Here is a 21,939-nt window from a genome sequence, read left to right as displayed (position 1 = left end):
CGGGCCCGGCGCGGGCCCGGCGCGGGCCCGGCGCGGCCCCACCGCCCGTCAGCGCTCGGGGCGCGCCCCGCCGCCCGGCACGGTGCCCCCGTACGGCCAGCGCAGCAGCGCGCCGAGCCCGCCGACCGGCATCTGCCGGGGGCCGTCGCCGGTGGCCGGCAGCGGTACCACCTCGGCACCGGTCGCGACCGCCGAGCGCAGCAGCGCGTCGTCCGCGCGGGCCGCCGAGGGCAGCGGCTCGCCGAGGTACTGCGACTCCGAGCGGCGCAGCGCCAACTGGTCGGGCTCCGGCCCCACCCAGACATCGCGGTGCAGGTCGGGGCCGCCGGGCCGCATCAGCAGCTCCGCGATCCGGTGCTCCCGGGCCGCGTCCACCAGCGCGGGCACGCCCTCCGCGGCGTCGATGCGGTCGTGCGCGGGGATCCGCCCGGCGCGGAACCGGTCCATCGCCTCCTCGGTCTGCTCGCGGGTCCGCTCGTGGCGGGCCTGCTCGACCTCGGCGTCCAGCCGTTCGCTCTTGGTGCCGGCCGCCCGACCGCTGTAGTCGGACTCGACCGTCCTGGCCTGCAGGCCCTCGGGCAGCCGTTCGCGCACCTCGCGCCGCTCGCGCCGGTCACCGGCGAGCACCAGCAGCTCGGCGTGCGCCCGGGCGGCGTCGGTCGCCAGCGTCTCGGCGATGCGGGCGGCGTTCTCCTGCCAGGTGTTCTCCACGGCGAGCTGGAAGTGCCGCTGCGACCAGTCGGCCCGGCCGGTGCGGTGCATGGGCCACTCCCGCCCGGTCACCTCACCGGCCGGCCGGGGCTTGCCGTGCGTGCCGCGCAGTTCCAGATCGGCGCCTCTGCGGTCCACATAGGCGACCAGGCACGTGGGGTCCCGCTCCCCGTAGTCCAGGAGTGGGCCCAGCCGCGGCAGCACGCCCCAGTTGGCCAGCGGCGGGGCGGGCGGCGGCGCGGACAGCGGGATGTGCATCACCACCTCGCCGTCGGTGGCGAACACGGCCCGGCCGGCGTCGTCGCGGGTCGCGCGGCTGAGTTCGGCGTACACCGCCCGGCACGTCGCGTCGTCCGCGCCGAGGTCGGCAAGCTGGTCACAGGCTCCGCGCACCTCCAGTTCCTGGACCCGCTCGGCGTCCTCGGTGACCTCGGAGGTGCCGAGGTAGACCGACGCCCAGGGGCCGGGACGGTGCAGGAGCGGGTTGAGGTATCCGAGATTCATGGTTAGGCGGAAACCTTTCCGAACTCGCGGAGCATCGCCTCCGTGAACTGCTTCAGGTCGCCCGGCTTGCGGCTGCTGACCAGGGTGTTCGGCCCCTCGTTGCAGACCTGTACCGGCTCGTCGACCCAGTTCGCCCCGGCGTTGCGCAGGTCGGTGCGCAGGCTGGGCCAGGAGGTCATCGTCCGGCCGCGCACCACGTCGGCCTCGATGAGCGTCCAGGCCGCGTGGCAGATGGCCGCGACCGGCTTGCGGGCGTCGAAGAACGCACGGGCGAAGGCCACGGCCTTCGGGTTCAGCCGCAGCGCGTCGGGGTTCGCGACGCCGCCGGGCAGCACCAGCGCTTCGAACTCCGCGGGCGACACCTCGTCGAGGGTGCCGTCCACGGGGAAGGTGTCCCCCCGGTCGAGGTGCCGGAACGCCTGGACCCGGCCGGGGCTGGTGGAGATCAACTGAGGTGTCTCACCGGTCTTGGCCAGCGCGTGCCAGGGCTCCGTGAGCTCCACCTGCTCCACGCCCTCGGGCGCCGTCAGGAATGCGATACGCATGCTGTTCACCGTCCTCGTGCGGTTTGGACTGCGCCCCGGGTAACCGGCGGGACGGGCGGGAAACCCGGCGGCCGGCGTCGTTGCCACCGGTGGGGCATCTCCCTCGCCCGGGTGGTTTCGCAGCGAAAACGTCAAGTCACCCTCCGTTCGCAGGTAGGTTCCGGGCGCGGACCGATAGTCAGTCCGGTGCGCCAGGCACCGCAGGCACGGGGAGAGCCGATGACCTATTCAGTCACCACCCCTATGGCGAACAGCGTCGCCGTCCCGAGGCAGGGCACCGCCCCGGCGCCCGCGCTGCCGCTGCGGGGGAGCACCGAGATCCAGGGCGACATCCTGGCCGGCTTCAAGAAGGACCATGTCCAGCTCCTCTTCCTGACCTTCGGCGATCCGGAGCTGGCCAGGCGCTGGCTGGGGCGGCTGCGCCATCGCGTCGCCGCCACGCGCGAAGTGGCCGCGTTCAACGAGGCGTTCAGCCGGGCCCGGCGCAACGCGGCCGGCGGCGACCCGCACAACCTCAACGCCGTCTGGCGCGCCGTCAGTTTCACCTACTCCGGCCTGGCCGAGCTGGTCGGCGGGGACCCGATCGCGGACGTGCCCGCCGGCACCACGCAGTGGGCCTTCCGCGAGGGCGCCGCCCGGCGCGCGGACGCGCTCGGCGACACCGGGCCCAGCGACCCGGCGACCTGGCTGTTCGGCGCCGGTCACAACGACCCGGTGCACGCGGTGCTGACCGTCGCCGCCGACCGGGCGGAGGACCTGCGCGCGGCGCTGGCCCGGGAGCAGGAGGAGATCGCCACCCACCGGCTGGCCATCGCCTTCGAGCAGTACGGCGCCACGCTGGAGGGCGTGCGCCGGGGCAAGGAGCACTTCGGTTTCAAGGACTCCATCAGCCAGCCGGGCGTTCAGGGCTTCGACGAGCCGGATCCGGCCAACACCGAGTACCAGTTGGGGAAGCCGGGGACGCGGATCATTCCGGCGGGCGAGTTCCTGATCGGCCACGCCACCGACCACCGGCTGCCGGCGGCGCTGCCGGACTGGATGGTCAACGGCTCCTTCCACGTGGTGCGCCGGCTCGCGCAGGACGTGCCCGGCTGGTGGGCGCAGATCGCCGACCTGCTCGGGGCCCTGAAGGAGCGCGGCGCCGTGCCCCCCGAGGCGACCAGCGAGTGGCTGGCCGCCCGGATGTTCGGCCGCTGGCGTTCGGGCACCCCCGTCGTCAAGAGCCCGGACAGCGACCTGCCCGCGCACCCGGGCGCCGAGGCGGACAACGACTTCGGCTTCAAGGACGATCTGGATGGCCGGATCACGCCGCTCTTCAGCCATCTGCGCAAGGCCAACCCGCGCGACGGGCTGAAGGTGCGCCCCGACCAGCCGGAGCCGCTGGGGCTCAAGGGCGCGCTGGACGGCCGGCGGATCATGCGGCGCGGCGTCCCGTACGGCATGCCGTTCGACCCGGCGGGTGGCCCGGGCAACGGGCCCGACGCGCCGCGCGGCATGGTCTTCGTGTGCTATCAAGCGGATCTGCTCGAGCAGTTCGAGTTCATCCAGCGGACGTGGGTCGAGGGCGACAACTTTCCCGAGCGCCCCGAGGCGGTCGGCCGGGACGCGGTGATCGGCCGCGAGGGCGCCGTGTCGTTCCCGGCCGGCGGCGCCTCCTCGGCCGGGAACGTGCCGCTGACGCTGCGCCAGTTCGTGCGCACCGAGGGCTGCGTCTACGCCTTCGCGCCCTCGCTTCCGGCGCTGAAGCGGCTTGCCGAGGGGGACATCCCGCCCGGCGGCGGCTCGCCGGAGGAGCAGGTGCTCACGGCGCCGGCCGTGCTGCGGCGCGGCGAGGTCCTCAGCTCCGGCAAGGCGCGGCTGCGGTTCCGGGACGCCACCGGCGACCTCACGGTGCACGACGAGAACGAGGTGGAGCGGTGGAGCACGCGCATGTCGAACAATGACGCGGTCCGCGCCGAGTTCCTCGCCGACGGCCGGCTGGTTCTGCCGGACACCGAGGGCGCGATCCTGTGGTCCACGCCCACGGAGGGCAACCCGGGCGCCACGCTCGTCGTCCAAGTGGACGGGGACGTCGTGATCCGCGCCGCGGACGGCCGGACGCTGTGGCACACCGACACGGCACACGAGTAGCAGGGACCGTTGATTCCCGATCGCGAATCAACGGAATATGCCGATGGGAACGCCGGCCGCACTATAGGGAATCGATGGCCCCGGGGAAACCCCTATCGCACCCCCTAGCGTCCTGGGCTGCCCCGTTTGAATTCCGTCAAACGGCCAATTCTGGCCGGGGAAAGGCGTTGACAGCCGAGCGGTCTCGGAGTTTCATCGAAGGTGACCACCAGTACTGTTTGCCCCGTTTGCGCTCTGATAGGGGGAAATGTGTTCGTCCTTTGGGGGAATCGGGGGGCGCGTTCTGCATGCTAATGATCGGTAGGGAAGCAGAACTTGCACGATTGAGGACTGGTCTGGCCGATTGCGCGTCACGCAGAGCGAGCGCCGTAATAATTGAAGGCCCCGTTGGCAGCGGGAAGAGCGAACTGCTGGAGGCGCTTGCCGCGCACGCCGCGGGCGAGGGCGCGGTGGTTCTCCGGGCCACCGCATTGTCCTCGGAATACGCCCTTCCGCTCGGCGTGATGCGGCAGCTCGCCGCCAGCCCCGCGCTCGCCCCGGACGACGGCCGGCGAGTGCAGCGCCTTCTCGACGAGGACGACAGCCCGGCCGGCGGCCCGCGGCGGCCCGACCGGGTCTCCGCGGCCCACGCCGCCCGCATGCGGCGCGTCTGCTCGGCGCTGCACGAGGCGCTGGACGGCCGGCTCACGCTGATCGCCGTCGACGACCTGCACCTGGTCGACGCCACCTCGCTGGAATACCTCCTCCACATCACCGCCCGCTCGCGCGCGCTGCCGCTGATGACGGTCTTCACCGAGGCGCTGGACTACCGGCAATGGGCCCCGGCACACCGCACCGAGTTCCTGCGCCAGCCCAACTTCCGTCGGCTGCACCTGAGTTGCCTGGACCGGGAGCGCGTCGCCGCGCTGCTGGCCGCCTGCGGTCAGGACCCGCCGCCGGACGCGGTCGTCGACCACTTCCACTCCGTCACCGGCGGCAACCCCCTGCTGATGCGGGCCCTGTGGGAGGACTGCCAGATGGCCGCCGGCTCCGCCCCCGGGACCGCGCCGCCCGACCCGATGCCCGGCGACGCGTTCTCGCACGCCGTGCTGACCTGCCTCGACCGCGGCGGCCCGATGGCCGCCAAGGTCGCCGACGGCCTCGCCGTGCTCGGCGAGGCCGGCACCCCCGAACTGCTCGGCCGGCTCCGGGACCTCTCCTCGGACGGCGTGGCCCAGGGCATGCGCGCGCTGCGGGCCGCCGGCCTGACCGACGGCCTCGCCTTCCGCCACCCCGCCGCCCGCGCCGTCGTGCTCGACCGCATGGACGGCGCCTTCCGCCAGCGGCTGCACCGGCGCGCCGCCGCGCTCCTGCGCGCCGCCGAGGCGCCCGCCGCCACGGTCGCCAGCCATCTGGCGGCCGTGGGCCGCGCCGACGAGCCCTGGGCGGTGGCCGTTCTCCAGGACGCGGCGGAGGTCGCCCTGGCGAGGGACGAGGACCGGCGCGCCGGTGACTATCTGCGGCTGGCGCTGCGTTCCTGCGGCAACGCCTCGCAGCGCGTGGACATCCGGCTCCGGCTCGCCCTCATCCTCCAGCGGCGCGACCTCACCGCGTCCGAACGCACCTGCGACGACCTGCTGGCCGACCTGCGGGCCGGCGGGCTGGCGCCCCAGCAGTGCCTGGCGCTGGCCGACCTGTTCTTCGTCCACCGGCGCATCGACGAGGCCACCGAGGTGCTGGAGACGCTGCGCGCGATGGACGCCGAGAGCCCGCCCGGCTCGGTCGGCTGGGTCCCCAGCACCCAGACGGCGGTCGTGGAGTTCTACCACCCCTGGGGCGACGACGGCACCCCGGACCCCGACCTGGCCCCGCGCGGACAGCGCTACGAGATGCCCTGGCTGGTGCCCGTCGCGGCCAGCGGCGACGAGGTCGTCGCCGCCGCGGAGGAGCTGCTTCAGCGGTCGGTGCTCACCGACTCGACGTTCGAGCCGGTCACCAGCGCCGTCAAGTGCCTGCTGCACGCGGGCAAGTCGGAGCGCGCCCGGTACTGGAGCGAAACGTTCCTCGCCGAGAGCGAGCGCCGCGACATGCCGGGCTGGTACGCGCTGTTCGCCGGCATCCGGTCCGGCATCGCCTGGCAGATGGGCAACCCGCTGGACACCGAGAAGTACAGCGCGCTCGGGCTCGACCGCGTCCACGGGCGCAAGGAGTCCACCCTGGCCTGCGGGCTGCTCTCGCTCCAGGTGCTGGCGCAGACCGCGCTCGGCAAGTACGAGGCGGGCGCCCGCAGCCTCAACCAGCCCACCCCCGAGGCACTGTTCGGCAGCATCCACGGCCTGATCTTCCTGCGCGCCCGGGGCCGCTACAACCTGGCCACCAACCGGCTCAACGTCGCACTCGACGACTTCCTGGCGCAGGGTCAGCTCGCCCTGAAGTGGCGCCTGGACCAGCCGACCTGGGTGCCCTGGCGCGGCGACGTGGCGGAGGTGCTCCTGCTCCTCGGGGAACGGGAGGAGGCCGAGCGCCTGGTCACCGAGCAGCTCTCGTTGATCGGCAGCGGGCAGGAGCGGATCCGCGGCGTGTCCCTGCGCCTGCTCGCCGCCACCCAGGACCCGGGCAAGCGGCTGCCGCTGCTCACCAGGGCCGTGACGCTGCTCCAGTCCGCGGGCGACCGCATGGAACTGGCGCTGGCGCTGCACGACTTGGCCGAGACGCACAAGGCGCACGGCGAGACCGCGCAGGCGACGATGGCCTGGCGCCGCGCCTGGCAGTTGGCCAAGGAGTGCGGCGCGGAACCGCTGTGCGCCGCGATGCGGTTCGAGCACAAGGCGCCGGACCAGCCGGAGGAGACCGTCCCGCGCCAGGGCGAGCGGTCGGCCATCGATATCAGGAAGGCCAAACTCAGTGAATCGGAGAAGCGCGTCGCCGTACTGGCCGCCTGCGGCTACACCAATCGCGACATCTCTTCCCGCCTGTACATCAGTGTCAGCACTGTGGAGCAGCATCTGACCCGGGTGTACCGGAAGCTGAAGATAGGCGGTCGCGAACAGCTTCCGATCGATCTGCAATTCGAGGTCACCGAGATCGTCTGACCCCGCCCGCCCGAAACGCCTGCCGAATCGCCGGGCCCGGTCGGCGTTCCGGGCGGGCCCGGCGAACCCCTTGATTCGCCCCCTAGCGGCCCCTAGGAGAACGGCGGCGGCCCGGTTCTTTTCCGGGCCCGGCCGCTGATCCGGGCAATATCCCGCTCGCTTTAGACGTCCTTTAGGGTGCCGCACCATTGTCGACCGGCAGTCATTTCTGCGAACACGGCCGCAGAATGTAATGGGAGACAGCGTGGCTGAAACGGTGAATTCGGCGAAGGTGGCGCAGGCGATGTCGGGATCCGGGAAATCGGAGACTCCGACGCGATGGCGTGAACCGGTCGCCGTCATCGGCATGTCCTGCCGCTTTCCGCGGGCAACGGATGTGGCCGCCTACTGGAGGCTGCTCGGCGACGGCGTGGACGCCATCACCGACATCCCCGAGGCCCGCCGCGGCGCCGTCCCCGCCGACGCGTCGCCCGCCGTCACCCGGGGCGGCTACCTCGACTCCGTCGACGCCTTCGACGCGGACTTCTTCGGGATCTCCCCCCGCGAGGCCGCCGCCATGGACCCGCAGCAGCGGCTCATGCTGGAGCTCGGCTGGGAGGCGCTGGAGGACGCGGGCATCGTCCCCGCCACGCTGGAGGACAGCGACACCGGCGTGTTCGTCGGCGCCATGTGGGACGACTACGCCGCCCTGGTGCGCGGCTACGGGCCCGAGGCGTTCAGCCAGCACAGCCTGACGGGCCAGCAGCGCGGCGTCATCGCCAACCGCGTCTCCTACACCCTGGGCCTGCACGGCCCGAGCCTCACCGTCGACACCGGGCAGTCCTCCTCGCTGGTCGCCGTGCACCTGGCCTGCCGTGCCCTGCTCGCGGGCGAGGCCGACCTCGCCCTGGCCGGCGGCGTCAACCTGCGGATCTCGCCGGAGAGTTCCGCGATCGTGGACCGGCTGAACGGGCTGTCCCCGGACGGCCGCTGCTACGCGTTCGACGAGCGTGCCAACGGCTTCGTCCGCGGCGAGGGCGGTGGCCTGGTCCTCCTCAAGCCGCTGTCGCGCGCGCTGGCCGACGGCGACCGCGTCCACTGCGTCATCCTCGGCGGGGCCGTCAACCACGACGGCGCGTCGGACGGCCTGACCGTCCCCAGCACCGCCGCCCAGGCCGATGTGCTGCAACGCGCCTACGAGGCCGCCGGGCTCGACCCGGCCGGCGCCCAGTACGTCGAACTCCATGGCACCGGCACCCGCATCGGCGACCCCGTGGAGGCCACCGCGCTCGGCGAGGTGCTGGGCTCCGCCCGGCCCGCCGCCGACCCGCTGGCCGTCGGTTCGGTCAAGACCAACATCGGCCACCTGGAGGCGGCGGCCGGCATCGCCGGCCTGCTGAAGACCGCGCTCGCCCTGGAACACCGCGCCCTGCCGCCCAGCCTCCACTTCCGGGCGCCCAACCCCGCCATCGACCTCGGCCCGCTGCGGCTGCGCGTGCAGACCGAGCTGACGCCCTGGCCGCGGCCCGACGAGCCGCTGGTCGCCGGGGTCTCCTCGTTCGGCATCGGCGGCACCAACGCCCACCTCGTGCTCGGCGAGGCCCCGCGCCCCGCGCCCGTGACGGCGGCGCCGGGCAGCCCGCCCATCGGCGGCGGACTGCTGCCGTGGCCCGTCTCCGCCCGCGGCCACCGCGCCCTGCGCGGCCAGGCCGCCCGGCTGCGCCGGCACCTGGCCGACCGCCCCGGGGCCCGGCCCGCCGACATCGCCGCAGCCCTCGCCACCACCCGCGCCGCGTTCGAGCACCGCGCCGTGGTGCTCGCCGCCGAACCGGCCGGGCTGCTGGCCGGGCTCGACACCCTCGCCGGGGGCCACCCCGGCCCCGGCGTGGTCGAGGGCACGGTGGCCCCCGGCGCCGAACGCCCGGTGCTGGTGTTCCCCGGCCAGGGCTCGCAGTGGGTCGGCATGGCGGGCGAACTCCTCGCGTCCTCGCCCGTGTTCGCCCGCCGGATGGACGAGTGTGGGCGCGCCCTGGCGCCGCACACCGACTGGTCGCTGACCGAGGTGCTCACCGACGAGGCCGCGCTCGGCCGCGTCGATGTCGTGCAGCCCGCGCTGTGGGCGGTCATGGTGTCGCTGGCCGAACTGTGGCGCTCCTGCGGGGTGGAGCCCGCGGCCGTGGTCGGCCACTCCCAGGGCGAGATGGCCGCCGCCGTGGTGGCCGGCGCCCTCTCCCTCGACGACGCGGCGCGCGTCTCTGCGCTGCGCGCCCGCGCGCTGCGGAAACTGTCCGGCAAGGGCGGCATGGTGTCCATCCCCGAGTCCGCCGACGCCGTCCGGGAGCGCATCGCGCCCTGGGGCGACCGGCTGGCCGTGGCCTCGCTCAACGGCCCCCGCACCACCGCGGTCGCCGGCCTGAACCCGGTGCTGGACGAACTCATGGCCGCCTGCGAGGCGGCCGGCGTGAGCGCCCGGCGCATCGCCATCGACTACGCCTCCCACTCACCCCAGGTCACCGCCCTCCACGACGACGTCGTCGGCGCGCTCGGCGGCATCGAACCCCGGACCGCCGCCGTCCCGTTCGTGTCCACGGTCACCGGCCAGTTCCTGACCGGCAACGAACTCACCGCCGACTACTGGTACGCCAACCTGCGCCGCACCGTCCGGTTCCACGACGCGATCCGGGCGCTGCTGGACCGCGGCCACGGTCTGTTCATCGAGGTCAGCCCGCACCCGGTGCTCGGCGTCGGGGTGCGCGAGGCCATCGAGGACGCCGAGGCGCGCTCCGCGTTCATCGGCACGCTGCGCCGCGACGAGGGCGGCCCGCGGCGTTTCCTCACCTCGCTGGCCGAGGCCTGGACACACGGCGCCCGCGTCGACTGGACCGGCGTCGTCGCGGCCCCGGCCGGCGCCCGCGCCGAACTGCCCACCTACGCCTTCCAGCGCCGCCGCCACTGGATCGAGCCGCCCGCCGGGGAACGCCCCGCCCCGGCCCTCGCCGCCCGGCCCGAGACTCCGGGCGACCCCGAGCCCGAGGAACCCGGCACCACCACGCTCGGCGACACCCTCGCCGCGCTGCCGCCCGCCGACCGGGACCGCCACGCGCGCGAACTCGTGCTGCGCGCCGTGGCCACCGTGCTCCAGCACGACCACCCGCACGACATCGACGCCGAACGCACCTTCCGGGACCTCGGGTTCGACTCCTGGACCGTGGTCGAGCTGCGCGACCTGCTGCAACGCCTCACCGGCCTGCCGCTGCCCAGCACCGTGCTGTTCGAGGCCCCCACCCCGGTCGCGCTCGCCCGGCGGCTGCGGGACGAGGCGCTGGGCACCGACACCCCGGCCGCCGCCGGCCCCGCCACCCCGGCCACCGGGCCCGCCGAGGACGACGAGCCCATCGCCATCGTCGGCATGGCCTGCCGCTTCCCGGGCGGCGTCGCCTCCCCCGAGGACCTGTGGCGCGTCGTCGCCGAGGGCCGCGACGTCATCGGCCCGTTCCCAGACGACCGCGGCTGGGACCTGGCCGGCCTCTACGACCCCGAGGGCAACGAGCCCGGCAAGCACTACGTCCGGGCCGGCGGATTCCTGCGCGGCGCCGCCGAGTTCGACGCCGCGTTCTTCGGCATCTCGCCGCGCGAGGCCACCGCCACCGACCCCCAGCAGCGGCTCCTGCTGGAGACCGCCTGGGAGGCCCTGGAGCGCACCGGCCTCGACCCGACCACCCTGGCCGGCACGCCCACCGGCGTCTTCGTCGGCGCCACCTTCCAGGACTACGGACCCCGGCTGCACGAGGGAACCGAGGCCACCGAGGGCTACCTCATGACGGGCAGCCACCCCGGCGTCGCGTCCGGCCGCATCGCCTACGCGCTCGGCCTGGAGGGGCCCGCCCTCACCGTCGACACCGCCTGCTCCGCCTCGCTCGTCGCCCTCCACCTCGCCTGCCAGTCGCTGCGCCGCGGCGAGTCCACCCTGGCCCTGGCCGGCGGCGTCACCGTGATGTCCACCCCGGGCATCTTCGTCGAACTCACCCGACAGCGCGCCCTGTCGGCGGACGGCCGCTGCAAGTCCTTCTCCGCGAACGCCGACGGCACCGGCTGGGCCGAGGGCGTCGGCGTCCTGGTCGTCGAGCGGCTGTCCGACGCCCGCCGCAACGGGCACCGCGTGCTCGCCGTCGTCCGCGGCTCCGCCACCAACCAGGACGGCGCGAGCAACGGCCTCACCGCGCCCAACGGTGTCGCCCAGCGCCGCGTCATCGAACAGGCCCTGGCCGGCGCCGGGCTGACCCCGGGCGACATCGACGCCGTCGAGGCCCATGGCACCGGCACCCGCCTCGGTGACCCCATCGAGGCCCACGCCCTGCTGGCCACCTACGGCCAGAACCGGCCCGCCGACCGGCCGTTGTGGCTCGGCTCGGTCAAGTCCAACATCGGCCACACCCAGGCCGCCGCGGGCGTGGCCGGTGTCATCAAGACCGTGCTGGCGCTGCGGCACGCCATCCTGCCGCCGACCCTGCACGCCGACGAGCCGTCGCCCCACATCGACTGGTCCTCCGGCTCCGTGTCGCTGCTCACCGAGGCCCGGCCCTGGGCATCCGGCGACCGCCCGCGCCGGGCCGGCGTCTCGTCGTTCGGCGTCAGCGGCACCAACGCGCACGTCATCCTCGAACAGGCCCCCGAACCGGACCCGGTCGCCGATCCGACTCCGACCCCGATGTCGGAGACGGCGCCCGCCGCCGGGCCGCTGCCCTGGCCCGTCTCCGCCACCACCGGCGAGGCGCTCGCCGCCCAGACGCGGCGCCTGCACGACCACATCGCGGCCGGCCCGGACCTGGCGCCCCCGGACGTCGCCCTCTCCCTGGCCACGACCCGCGCCGCGTTCCGGCACCGCGCCGTTGTCGTTGGCGAGGACCGCGACGACTACCTGACCGGGCTCGCCCGGCTTGCCGACGGCGTCGTGCCGCAGCACGCCGTGACCGGCACCGCCGACGCGACCGGCAAGGTCGTGTTCGTCTTCCCCGGCCAGGGCTCGCAGTGGGCCGGCATGGCGCTCGAACTGCTCGACTCCGCCCCGGTGTTCGCCGCGCGCTTCGCGGAGGTCGCCGCCGCCGTGGAGACCCATGTCCCCTGGTCCCTGCACGAGGTGCTGACCGGCGCCGAGGGCGCGCCGTCCCTGGACCGCCTGGAGGTCGTCCAGCCCACGCTGTTCGCCGTCATGGTGTCCCTGGCCGAACTGTGGCGCTCCTGCGGCGTCGAGCCGGACGCCGTCGTCGGCCACTCCCAGGGCGAGATCGCGGCGGCCTGCGTCACCGGCGCGCTGTCCCTCGACGACGCGGCCCGGCTGATCGTCGCCCGTTCCCAGCTCTTCGCCGACGAACTCACCGGCACCGGCGCGCTGGCCTCCCTCGGCCTGTCCCGCGCCGAGGTCGAGGCGCGCATCGCCTCCTACGAGGGCGAGGTGACCATCGCCGCCGACAACGGCCCCCGCTCGGTCACCGTCGCCGGCCCCAGCGAGCGACTGGCCGAACTGGTCGCCGCCTGCGAGGCCGACGGCGTCCGCGCCCGGCTGCTCGCCTCCTCCGTGCCGTCGCACTCCGCCCACGTCGAGCCGCTGCGCCCGGCGATCCTCGCCCTCGCCGCCGGGGTGACCCCGCGCACGGGCTCCGTGCCGCTGTACTCCACCGTCACCGGCACGGTGCTGGACGGCCCGGAACTGGACGCCGCGTACTGGTACGACAACTGCCGCCGCCCGGTCTCGTTCGCGCCCGTCGTGCGCGCCCTGCTCGCCGACGGCTACCGCGCCTTCATCGAATGCAGCGCCCACCCCATCCTGACCGCGGGCGTCGCCGACATCGCCGAGAACGCCGGAACGCCCGCCGCCGCGCTGGGCACGCTGCGCCGCGACGAGGGCGGCGCGCGCCGCTTCCACCTCTCGCTGGGCGAGGCGTGGACGCGGGGCGTGTCCGTCGACTGGCCGGCCGTCCTCGCCGGCCGGGGCGCGACCGCCGTCGACCTGCCCACCTACGCCTTCCAGCGGGAGAGGTACTGGCTGGACACCCCCGCGGCCGGCGCGGGGGACGCCACCGCCCTCGGCCAGGCCCCGGCAGACCACCCGCTGGCTGGCGCGGTGGTGTCGGTGGCGGAGGACGGCGGGCTGTTGCTGACCGGGCGGGTGTCGTTGGTCTCGCATCCGTGGCTCGCGGATCACGCGGCGCTGGACACCGTGCTGCTGCCCGGCGCCGCGCTGGTCGAACTGGCGCTGCGCGCCGGTGACGACGCCGGCCTTGACCACCTGGACGAACTCGTGCTGGAGGCACCGCTGGTGCTGCCGGAGCGGGGTGAGGTGGGGCTTCAGGTGGCGGTGGGCGCGCCGGGTGCGGACGGGCGGCGTTCGGTCGCGGTGTTCTCGCGGGTGGTTGAGGGCGAGGGCGAGTGGGCGCGGCATGCGGTGGGCGTGCTGGGCCGCGGTGTCGGCGGTGCGGCCGATGAGTTGGGGGGTGTCTGGCCGCCGGCGGGCGCGGAGCCGGTGGATCTGGCCGGTTTCTACGCCCGTGCGGCCGAGGCCGGTTATGGGTATGGGCCGGCGTTCCAGGGGCTGCGTGCGGCATGGCGGTCGGGCGAAGAGGTCTTCGCCGAGGTCGTGTTGGACGGGGAGGCGCGCGGGGACGCCGATCGGTTCGGGCTCCACCCCGCCCTCCTCGACGCCGCACTGCACGCCGAGCAACTGACCCGCCCCGACACCGGCCGGCCGCCGGAGGTGCTGCTGCCCTTCGCCTGGCGCGGCGTCGCCCTGCACGCCACCGGCGCCACCACGCTCCGCGTCCGCCTCGCCCGGCAGGGCGCCGACTCCATCCGGTTCACCGCCACCGACCCCGTCGGCCGGCCGGTCGCCACCGTCGACGCGCTGGCCCTGCGCCCGCTCGACCCCGGGCAGCTCCGGGCACCGGGCGCGAACCGCGGTCCGCACCATCTCGCCTGGACCACGCTGGCCCCGGTCCCCGAGCCGGCGACGCGGCCGGTCTGGGCGGCGCTGGGCGGCGACACGCTCGGCGTCGGCGCCACCGCGTTCCCCGACCTCGACGCGCTGACCGCCGCCCTCGGCCAGGGCGCGCCCGCCCCCGACGGCGTCCTTCTCGACCTCCGCGCCCGGGACTTCACCCCGGCCGCCGCGCACGCCGCCACGGCCGACGCGCTCGCCGTGGTGCAGTCCTGGCTCGCCGGGGACCAACTGCCCGACGCGCGGCTGGTGGTGGTCACTCATGGGGCGGTGGCCGCCGGGCCGGGCGAGGACGTCACCGACCTGACCCATGCCCCGGTGTGGGGTCTGGTCCGCTCCGCCGCCACCGAACAGCCCGACCGCGTCGTCCTGGTGGACCTCGGCCCCGGCGACCCCGACCCCGTGGGCCCGCTCGCCCGGGCCCTGACCGCCGGCGAACCCCAACTCGCCCTCCGCGACGGCGCCTTGCTCGTTCCCCGCCTCACCCGGGTGGGCGCGGGCGGTGGGGTGGCCGGTCCGGTGTGGGACCGGGAGGGTGCGGTGCTGGTGACGGGTGGTACGGGTGCGTTGGGTGGTCTGGTGGCCCGGCATCTGGTCACGGTGCATGGGGTGCGGCATCTGGTGCTGACCAGCAGGCGGGGTATTGATGCGCCTGGTGCGGGTGAACTGGTGGCTGGGCTGGAGGAGTTGGGCGCGCAGGTGCGGGTGGTGGCCTGTGACGTGGCCGACCGCGAGGAGCTGGCCGAGGTGCTGGTCACGGGGGTTCCCGTGCGTGGCGTCGTGCATGCGGCGGGGGTGCTGGACGACGGCGTGGTGGGCTCGTTGACGCCGGAGCGGCTGGCGGCCGTCATGCGGCCCAAGGTGGACGCGGCCTGGCACCTCCATGAGCTGTCCCGTGACCTGGACTTGACCGCGTTCGTCCTCTTCTCCTCCATCGCCGGCGTCTTCGGCAATCCGGGGCAGGCCAACTACGCGGCCGCCAACGCGTTTCTCGACGGGCTGGCGGCGCACCGGCGTGCGGCCGGGCTGCCCGCGACCTCGCTGGCCTGGGGCCTGTGGGAGCAGCCCAGCGGCATGACCGCCCACCTCGCGGACGGCGCCCAGGACTGGATGCCGCGCGCCGGAATCCTCCCGCTGCCCGCCGAGGCCGGTCTCGCCGCCCTCGACACGGCCCTCACCGACCACGGCGAGCACGCCCTGCTGGTCCCCGTCCGCCTCGACCACCGCGTCCTGCGCAACCGCGCCACCGCCGGGCTCCTCCCGCCCCTGCTGCGCGACCTGGCACCCACCCCCGCGCGCCGCACCGCCCAGCCGGGGCCCGACACCGAGACCTCGCCGCTCGCCGCCCGGCTCACCGCGCTCCCCGAGGGCGAACGGGACCGGCTCCTGCTCGACCTCGTGCGCGGCCAGGTAGCGGCCGTCCTCGGCCACGCCGACTCGGCCGCGATCGGCGGCGACCGCGCGTTCAAGGAACTGGGCTTCGACTCGCTGACCGCCGTCGAACTGCGCAACCGGCTCAACGCGGCCACCGGGCTGCGCCTGCCCGCCACCCTGGTGTTCGACCACCCCACACCGACCGCCGTCGCCGGCGTCCTGCGCGGCGAACTCCTCGGCGCGGCCCCCGCCTCCGCCGCCCCCCGCACCGCCACCGCCGCCGACCCCGACGAGCCCGTCGCCATCGTCGGCATGGCGTGCCGTTTCCCGGGCGGCGTGCGGTCCCCCGAGGACCTGTGGCGGCTGGTCGCCGACGGCACCGACGCCATCTCCGGCTTCCCGGCCGACCGCGGCTGGGACCTCGACACCCTCTTCGACCCCGACCCGGAGCGCCGCGGCACCAGCTACGCCCGGGAAGGCGGATTCCTGCACGACGCGGGCGACTTCGACGCCGCCCTCTTCGGCATCTCGCCCCGCGAGGCGCTGGCCATGGACCCCCAGCAGCGGCTGCTCCTCGAAACGGCCTGGGAGACCTTCGAACGCGCCGGGATCGACCCCGCCTCCGTCAAGGGCACCCCGACCGGCGTCTTCGCCGGCCTCATGTACCACGACTACGGCGCGGGCGCCGACGCCGCCGCCGAGAACACCGAGGGCTACCAGATCACCGGCACCTCCGGCGGCGTCGTCTCCGGCCGGCTGTCCTACACATTCGGCCTGGAGGGCCCGGCCGTCACCGTGGACACGGCCTGCTCCTCCTCGCTGGTCGCGCTGCACCTGGCCGCCCAGTCCCTCCGGCAGGGCGAGTGCGCACTCGCCCTCGCCGGCGGCGTCACCGTGATGGCCACCCCGCACGTCTTCGTCGAGTTCAGCCGCCAGCGCGGCATGTCGCCGGACGGCCGCTGCAAGTCGTTCGCCGCCGCCGCCGACGGCGCCGGCTGGTCCGAGGGCGCCGGCCTGCTGCTGCTGGAACGCCTCTCCGACGCGCGCCGCAACGGGCACCGCGTGCTGGCCGTCGTCCGCGGCTCCGCCGTCAATCAGGACGGCGCGAGCAACGGCCTCACCGCCCCCAACGGCCCCTCCCAGCAACGCGTCATCGAGCAGGCCCTCGCCAGCGCCGGGCTGACCCCGCACGAGGTGGACGCCGTCGAGGCGCACGGCACCGGCACCACCCTGGGCGACCCCATCGAGGCGCAGGCCGTCCTCGCCACCTACGGCCGCGACCGGGCGCCCGAACAGCCGCTGTGGCTGGGCTCGTTGAAGTCCAACATCGGCCACGCCCAGGCCGCGGCCGGCGTCGCCGGCGTCATCAAGATGGTCCAGTCGATGCGGCACGGCGTGCTGCCCCGGACCCTGCACGTCGACGAGCCGACCCCGCACGTGAACTGGACGGCCGGCGCCGTCGAGCTGCTGACCGAGCCACGCGACTGGCCGTCGAACGGCCGCCCGCGCCGCGCCGGGGTCTCCTCGTTCGGCATCGGCGGCACCAACGCCCACGTCATTCTCGAACAGGCCCCGAGCACCGAGGCCGCGCCCGCCACCGAGCCGGTGCCCGCCCCCGCCGGGCCGCTGCCCTGGCCGCTGTCCGGCCAGAGCCCCGCCGCGCTGCGCGACCAGGCCGCCCGGCTCGCTGACCACCTCGACAGGCGCCCCGGGCTCGCCCCCGCGGTCGTCGGCCACGCCCTCGCCACCACCCGCGCCGCGCTGGACCACCGGGCCGTCGTCCTCGCCGACGACCCGGACGCGTTCCGCGCCGGGCTGCGCGCACTGGCCGCCCCCGAGGACGCCACCGGGGTGGTGCGCGGCACCGCCACCGACGGCGGCGGGCTCGCGTTCCTCTTTTCCGGACAGGGCACGCAGCGCCCCGGCATGGGCCGCGAACTCCACGCCACCCACCCGGCGTTCGCCGCCGCCCTGGACGAGGTCTGTGCCGAGATGGACCGCCACCTCGAACGCCCCCTGCGCGAGGTGCTGTTCGCCGACGATCCGGAGCTGCTGGACCGCACCGAGCACACCCAGACCGGCCTGTTCGCGCTCGAGGTCGCGCTGTTCCGGCTCGCCGAATCCTTCGGTCTGAGCCCCGACTTCGTCGCCGGCCACTCCATCGGCGAGATCGCCGCCGCCCATGTGGCGGGCGTCCTGACGCTGCCCGACGCCTGCCGCCTGGTCGCGGCCCGGGGCCGCCTGATGGGCGCCCTGCCCCCCGGCGGCGCCATGGTCTCCGTCCTCGCCCCGGTGGCCGAGGTCCGCGCGCTGCTGCCCACGGACGAGGACGCCACCGTGGACATCGCGGCGGTCAACGGCCCCCGCGCCACGGTCATTTCCGGGGACGAGCCCACCGTCCTCGCGCTGGCCGCCACCCTGGCCGAACGCGGCCACAAGACCCGGCGGCTGCGAGTCTCGCACGCCTTCCACTCGCCCCTGATGGATCCGATGCTGGCGGAGTTCCGCGCGGTCGCCGAGGAACTGGCCCACGCCGCGCCGCGCATCCCCGTCGTGTCCAACCTGACCGGCGAGCGCGTCCACGAGTTCACCGCCGCCTACTGGACCGAACACGTCCGCCGCGCCGTGCTGTTCGACGACGGCGTGCGCTGGCTGGCCGGGCAAGGCGTGACACACTTCCTCGAAATCGGCCCGGACGGCGTGCTCTCCGCCATGGCCCGCGAGAGCCTCGGCGAGGACTTCACCGGACTCACCATCCCGCTGCTGCGCAAGAACCGCGCCGAGAACGACGCGTTCACCGAGGCCCTGGCCCACGCCTGGACCCAGGGACTGCCCGTCGACTGGGCCCCGTCGTTCCCCGGGGACGCCGCGCGCCACGCCCCGGACGCCGACCTGCCCACCTACGCGTTCCAGCACCAGCGCTACTGGCTCACCCCGGGCCGGGGCGGCGGCGACGCCGGCGGCCTCGGCCTGGCCGCCGCCGGTCACCCGCTGCTGGGCGCGGCCGTGCACCTGGCCGACGGCGACGGACTCGTCCTCACCGGCCGGCTGTCGGCCACGGCCCAGCCCTGGCTCCCCGACCACACCATCGCCGGCACCACCCTGCTGCCCGGCACTGCCCTCGTCGAACTCGCCATCCGCGCCGGTGACGAGGCGGGCTGCGGCCGCCTCGACGAACTGACGCTCCAGGCCCCGCTGATCGTCCCGGCCGAGGGCGCGCTCCGCTTGCAGGTCAACGTCGGCCCGCCCGACCCGGACGGGCGACGGCCCGTGTCCCTGCACTCCAGCCCCGAGAGCGCCGACCCCGCCACGGCCACCTGGACCCGGCACGCCGAGGGCACCCTCGGCCCCGCCGGAAGCCCGCCGCCCGCGACCCCCGCCGCCTGGCCCCCGGCCGACGCCGAACCCATCGCCCTCGACGGCTTCTACCAGGCGCTCGCCGAGACCGGATACACCTATGGCCCGGCGTTCCGCGGACTGCGCGCGGCCTGGCGCGCCGGGGACGACGTCTACGCCGAGGTCGCCGCCCCCCAGGGGCTGGCGCAACGGCAGGACGCGGGCGGCGCCGCCCACGCCCTGCACCCCGCACTGCTCGACGCGGCCCTGCACGGCCTGCTGCTCGACGCGCTGCCCGGCGGGCCCGCGGGCGGCGAGCTGCGCCTGCCGTTCGCCTGGCGCGGCGTCACCCTGCACGCCGCGGGCGCCACCGCGCTCCGCGTGCGCGTCAGCCCCGCCGGAACCGACACCGTGACCGTGTCCCTCACCGACCCCACCGGCCTGCCCGTCGCCGACATCGAGGCCCTGACCCTCCGCCCGGTCCGGCCGGAACAGCTCCGGCCCGCGCCCGGTGGCGATGAGGCGTTGTTCGGGGTGGAGTGGGTTCCGGTGGCGGTGCCGGAGAACGTTTCGGAAGTGGAGTCGACGGTTGTGGAGTTGGCGCCTGGGGAGGTGTCGCCGGGGGTGGTTGGTGCGGCGACGGTGAAGTTGTTGGGTGTGGTGGGGGAGTGGCTGGCTGCGGATCGTTCGGATGTGTCGCGGTTGGTGGTGGTGACGCGGGGCGCGGTGGCTGTGCGGTCGGGTGAGGGTGTGCCCGACTTGGCGCATGCGGGCGTCTGGGGGTTGGTGCGGTCGGCGCAGGCGGAGAATCCCGGGCGGATCGTGCTGATCGACCGCGACGGGGACGGTGAACTGCCCCTCGACGCCGCCCTCGCCACCGGAGAGCCCCAGCTCGCCATCCGCGACGGCCGGTTCCTCGCTCCCCGCCTCACCCGGAACGCCGCGGACGGAACGCTTGTCCCACCGGACGACGCCCCCGCCTGGCGGCTGGACACCACGGCCGCCGGCACCCTGGAGAACCTGGCCCTGGTGCCGTCCCCGGAGAGCGAGGCGCCCCTCGCGCCGGGCGAGATCCGGGTCGCGGTGCGGGCGGCCGGGCTCAACTTCCGCGATGTCCTCATGTCCCTCGGCATGTATCCGGGAACGATCGCCCTGGGCAGCGAGGCTGCGGGCGTGGTCACCGAAGTCGGCCCGGACGTCGCCGACTTCGCCGTCGGCGACCGCGTAATGGGCATGATCCGGGACTCCTTCGGACCGGTCGCGATCGCCGACGCCCGGATGGTGACCCGCGTCCCGGACGACTGGTCGTTCGAGCAGGCCGCCTCCGTACCCGCTGTCTATCTGACGGCCTATTACGCGCTGGTGGATCTGGCGGGGTTGCGGTCGGGGGAGCGGGTGCTGATTCACGCGGCCGCCGGTGGCGTGGGCACGGCCGCCATGCGGCTGGCCCGGCATCTGGGCGCGGAGGTGTTTGGCACGGCGAGTGAGTCCAAGTGGGGCGTGCTGCGGGCGGCCGGGCTGGATGACGCGCATATCGCCTCCTCCCGCGACGCGTCGTTCGAGGAACGTTTCTCGGGCGGCGTGGAGGTGGTACTGGACTGTCTGGCCGGGGAGTTGGTGGACGCGTCGCTGCGACTGCTCTCCGAGGGCGGGCGGTTCATCGAGATGGGCAAGACCGACGTTCGCGACCCCGACGACGTGGCGCGCGCTCACCCCGGCGTCGCCTACCAGGCGTTCGAGCTGATGGAGGCCGGGCCCGACCGCATCGGCGCCATGCTGTCGGCCCTCGGGGAACTGTTCGACTCGGGTGTGTTGGAGCCGTTGCCGGTGCGGGTGTGGGACATCCGGCGGGCGCCGGAGGCGTTCCGCTTTATGAGTCAGGCGCGGCATGTCGGCAAGCTGGTGCTGACCGTGCCGCAGTCGTGGGATCCGGAAGGGACGGTGCTGATCACCGGCGGCACCGGAACGCTCGGCGCGGCGCTGGCCCGCCACCTGGTGACCACGCATGGGGTGCGGCATCTGCTGCTGACCAGCCGCCGGGGACCCGACGCCCGGGGTGCGGACGAACTCGCCGCCGACCTGGCGGAGTTGGGTGCCGTAGCGAGCGTGGTTGCCTGTGATGCCGCCGACCGCGAGGAACTGGCCGCCGCGCTGGCCGGGATCCCCGCCGAGCACCCGCTGCGCGCCGTCGTCCACACCGCCGGCGTCGTCGACGATGGCGTGCTCGCCTCGTTGACCCCGGAACGCGTGACCAGCGTGCTGCGGCCCAAGGTCGACGCCGCCTGGCACCTGCACGAGCTGACCCGCGAACGGGACCTGACCGCGTTCGTCCTCTTCTCCTCCCTCGCCGGCGTGCTCGGCAACGCCGGGCAGGCCAACTACGCGGCGGGCAACACGTTCCTGGACGCGCTGGCCGCGCACCGCCGTGCCCAGGGCCTGCCCGCCACCTCCCTCGCCTGGGGCTACTGGGCCCAGGCCAGCGGCATGACCGGCGACCTCGCCGCCGCCGACCTGGCCCGGCTCAGCCGCACCGGGCTGCTGCCCATGCCCACCGAACAGGGCCTCGCCCTCTTCGACACCGCCTGCCGCCGCGACGAAGCCCTCCAGGTCCCCACCCCGCTGGACCTCGCCGCGCTCACCGCCCAGGCCGACGCCGGCACGCTCGCCCCCCTGCTGCGCGGGCTCGTCCGCACCACCGCGCGCCGCGTCGTCGACACCACGGCGACGGCCGCCCCCGGCGAGCCCGCACCGCTGCCGCGCCGGCTCGCCGCGCTCCCGGAGGCCGACCGCGAACACGCCGTGCTGGAACTCGTCCGCACCCACGCCGCCACCGTGCTCGGGCACGGCGCCGCGGGCACGATCGGCGCGGACCGTTCCTTCAAAGAGCTGGGCTTCGACTCCCTCACCGCCGTCGAGTTCCGTAACCGGCTCAACGCGGCCACCGGGCTGCGCCTGCCCCCCACGCTCGTCTTCGACTACCCGACGAGCGCCGCGCTCGGCGGCTATCTGCTCCGCGAACTCGCCCCCGCCGCGCCCGCGCCCGCCACCGGCGGCTCACTCCTCGCCGAACTGGAGCGGCTGGAGGCGGCCGTCTCCGCGGCCGCGACCGACGGCACCGACGGGGCCGACTACGACCACGGCACCATCACCAGCCGCCTGGAGGACCTGCTGCTCCGCTGGAAGGAAGCCGCCCGGACCGCGCGCGGCAACGGCGTCACCGACCGGCTCCGGTCGGCCTCCGCCGACGAGGTCCTCGACTTCATCCAGAACGAGCTCGGGGTCTGACACAAGCCCCACC

General features: G+C 74.9%; 5 protein-coding genes. 3 read left to right on the top strand and 2 right to left on the bottom strand.

Translation table 11 applies throughout. The features are described 5' to 3' along the window. Positions 1–48: 48 nt before the first annotated feature. A complete protein-coding gene (locus RM590_RS16610; protein ID WP_311705363.1) occupies positions 49–1,215 on the bottom strand; it encodes a baeRF2 domain-containing protein in 1,167 nt (388 codons plus the stop codon). A gap of 2 nt (positions 1,216–1,217) precedes the next feature. Beyond that, positions 1,218–1,760 carry a type 1 glutamine amidotransferase domain-containing protein gene (locus RM590_RS16605; RefSeq protein WP_311705362.1) on the bottom strand — a complete coding sequence of 181 codons (543 nt, stop codon included), beginning with the start codon at positions 1,758–1,760 and terminating at the stop codon, positions 1,218–1,220. Positions 1,761–1,979: 219 nt separating this feature from the next. Here RM590_RS16605 and RM590_RS16600 point away from each other — a divergent pair, with 219 nt between their 5' ends. The 3 genes from RM590_RS16600 to RM590_RS16590 all read left to right on the top strand — a co-directional run bounded on the left by RM590_RS16600 (position 1,980) and on the right by RM590_RS16590 (position 21,926). Beyond that, positions 1,980–3,890 carry a Dyp-type peroxidase gene (locus RM590_RS16600; protein ID WP_311705361.1) on the top strand — a complete coding sequence of 637 codons (1,911 nt, stop codon included), beginning with the start codon at positions 1,980–1,982 and terminating at the stop codon, positions 3,888–3,890. A gap of 74 nt (positions 3,891–3,964) precedes the next feature. Next, positions 3,965–6,961 carry a helix-turn-helix transcriptional regulator gene (locus RM590_RS16595; RefSeq protein WP_311705360.1) on the top strand — a complete coding sequence of 999 codons (2,997 nt, stop codon included), beginning with the start codon at positions 3,965–3,967 and terminating at the stop codon, positions 6,959–6,961. 283 nt (positions 6,962–7,244) lie between these two features. Next, the gene (locus RM590_RS16590; RefSeq protein WP_311705568.1) at positions 7,245–21,926 is read left to right on the top strand and encodes an SDR family NAD(P)-dependent oxidoreductase; all 14,682 of its coding nucleotides are present in this window, start codon (positions 7,245–7,247) and stop codon (positions 21,924–21,926) included. The last annotated feature ends 13 nt before the right edge of the window (positions 21,927–21,939 follow it).

Source organism: Streptomyces litchfieldiae, assembly GCF_031845365.1.
GTDB lineage: Bacteria > Actinomycetota > Actinomycetes > Streptomycetales > Streptomycetaceae > Streptomyces > Streptomyces litchfieldiae.
The sequence above is the reverse complement of the archived record's forward strand: the minus strand, read 5'-3'. Positions and strand labels throughout refer to the sequence as shown.

Coding starts and splice junctions, on each gene's coding strand:
- RM590_RS16610 (WP_311705363.1), bottom strand. CDS start 1,215: ATGAATCTCGGATACCTCAACCCGCTCCTGCACCGTCCCGGCCCCTGG.
- RM590_RS16605 (WP_311705362.1), bottom strand. CDS start 1,760: ATGCGTATCGCATTCCTGACGGCGCCCGAGGGCGTGGAGCAGGTGGAG.
- RM590_RS16600 (WP_311705361.1), top strand. CDS start 1,980: ATGACCTATTCAGTCACCACCCCTATGGCGAACAGCGTCGCCGTCCCG.
- RM590_RS16595 (WP_311705360.1), top strand. CDS start 3,965: ATGGCCCCGGGGAAACCCCTATCGCACCCCCTAGCGTCCTGGGCTGCC.
- RM590_RS16590 (WP_311705568.1), top strand. CDS start 7,245: ATGTCGGGATCCGGGAAATCGGAGACTCCGACGCGATGGCGTGAACCG.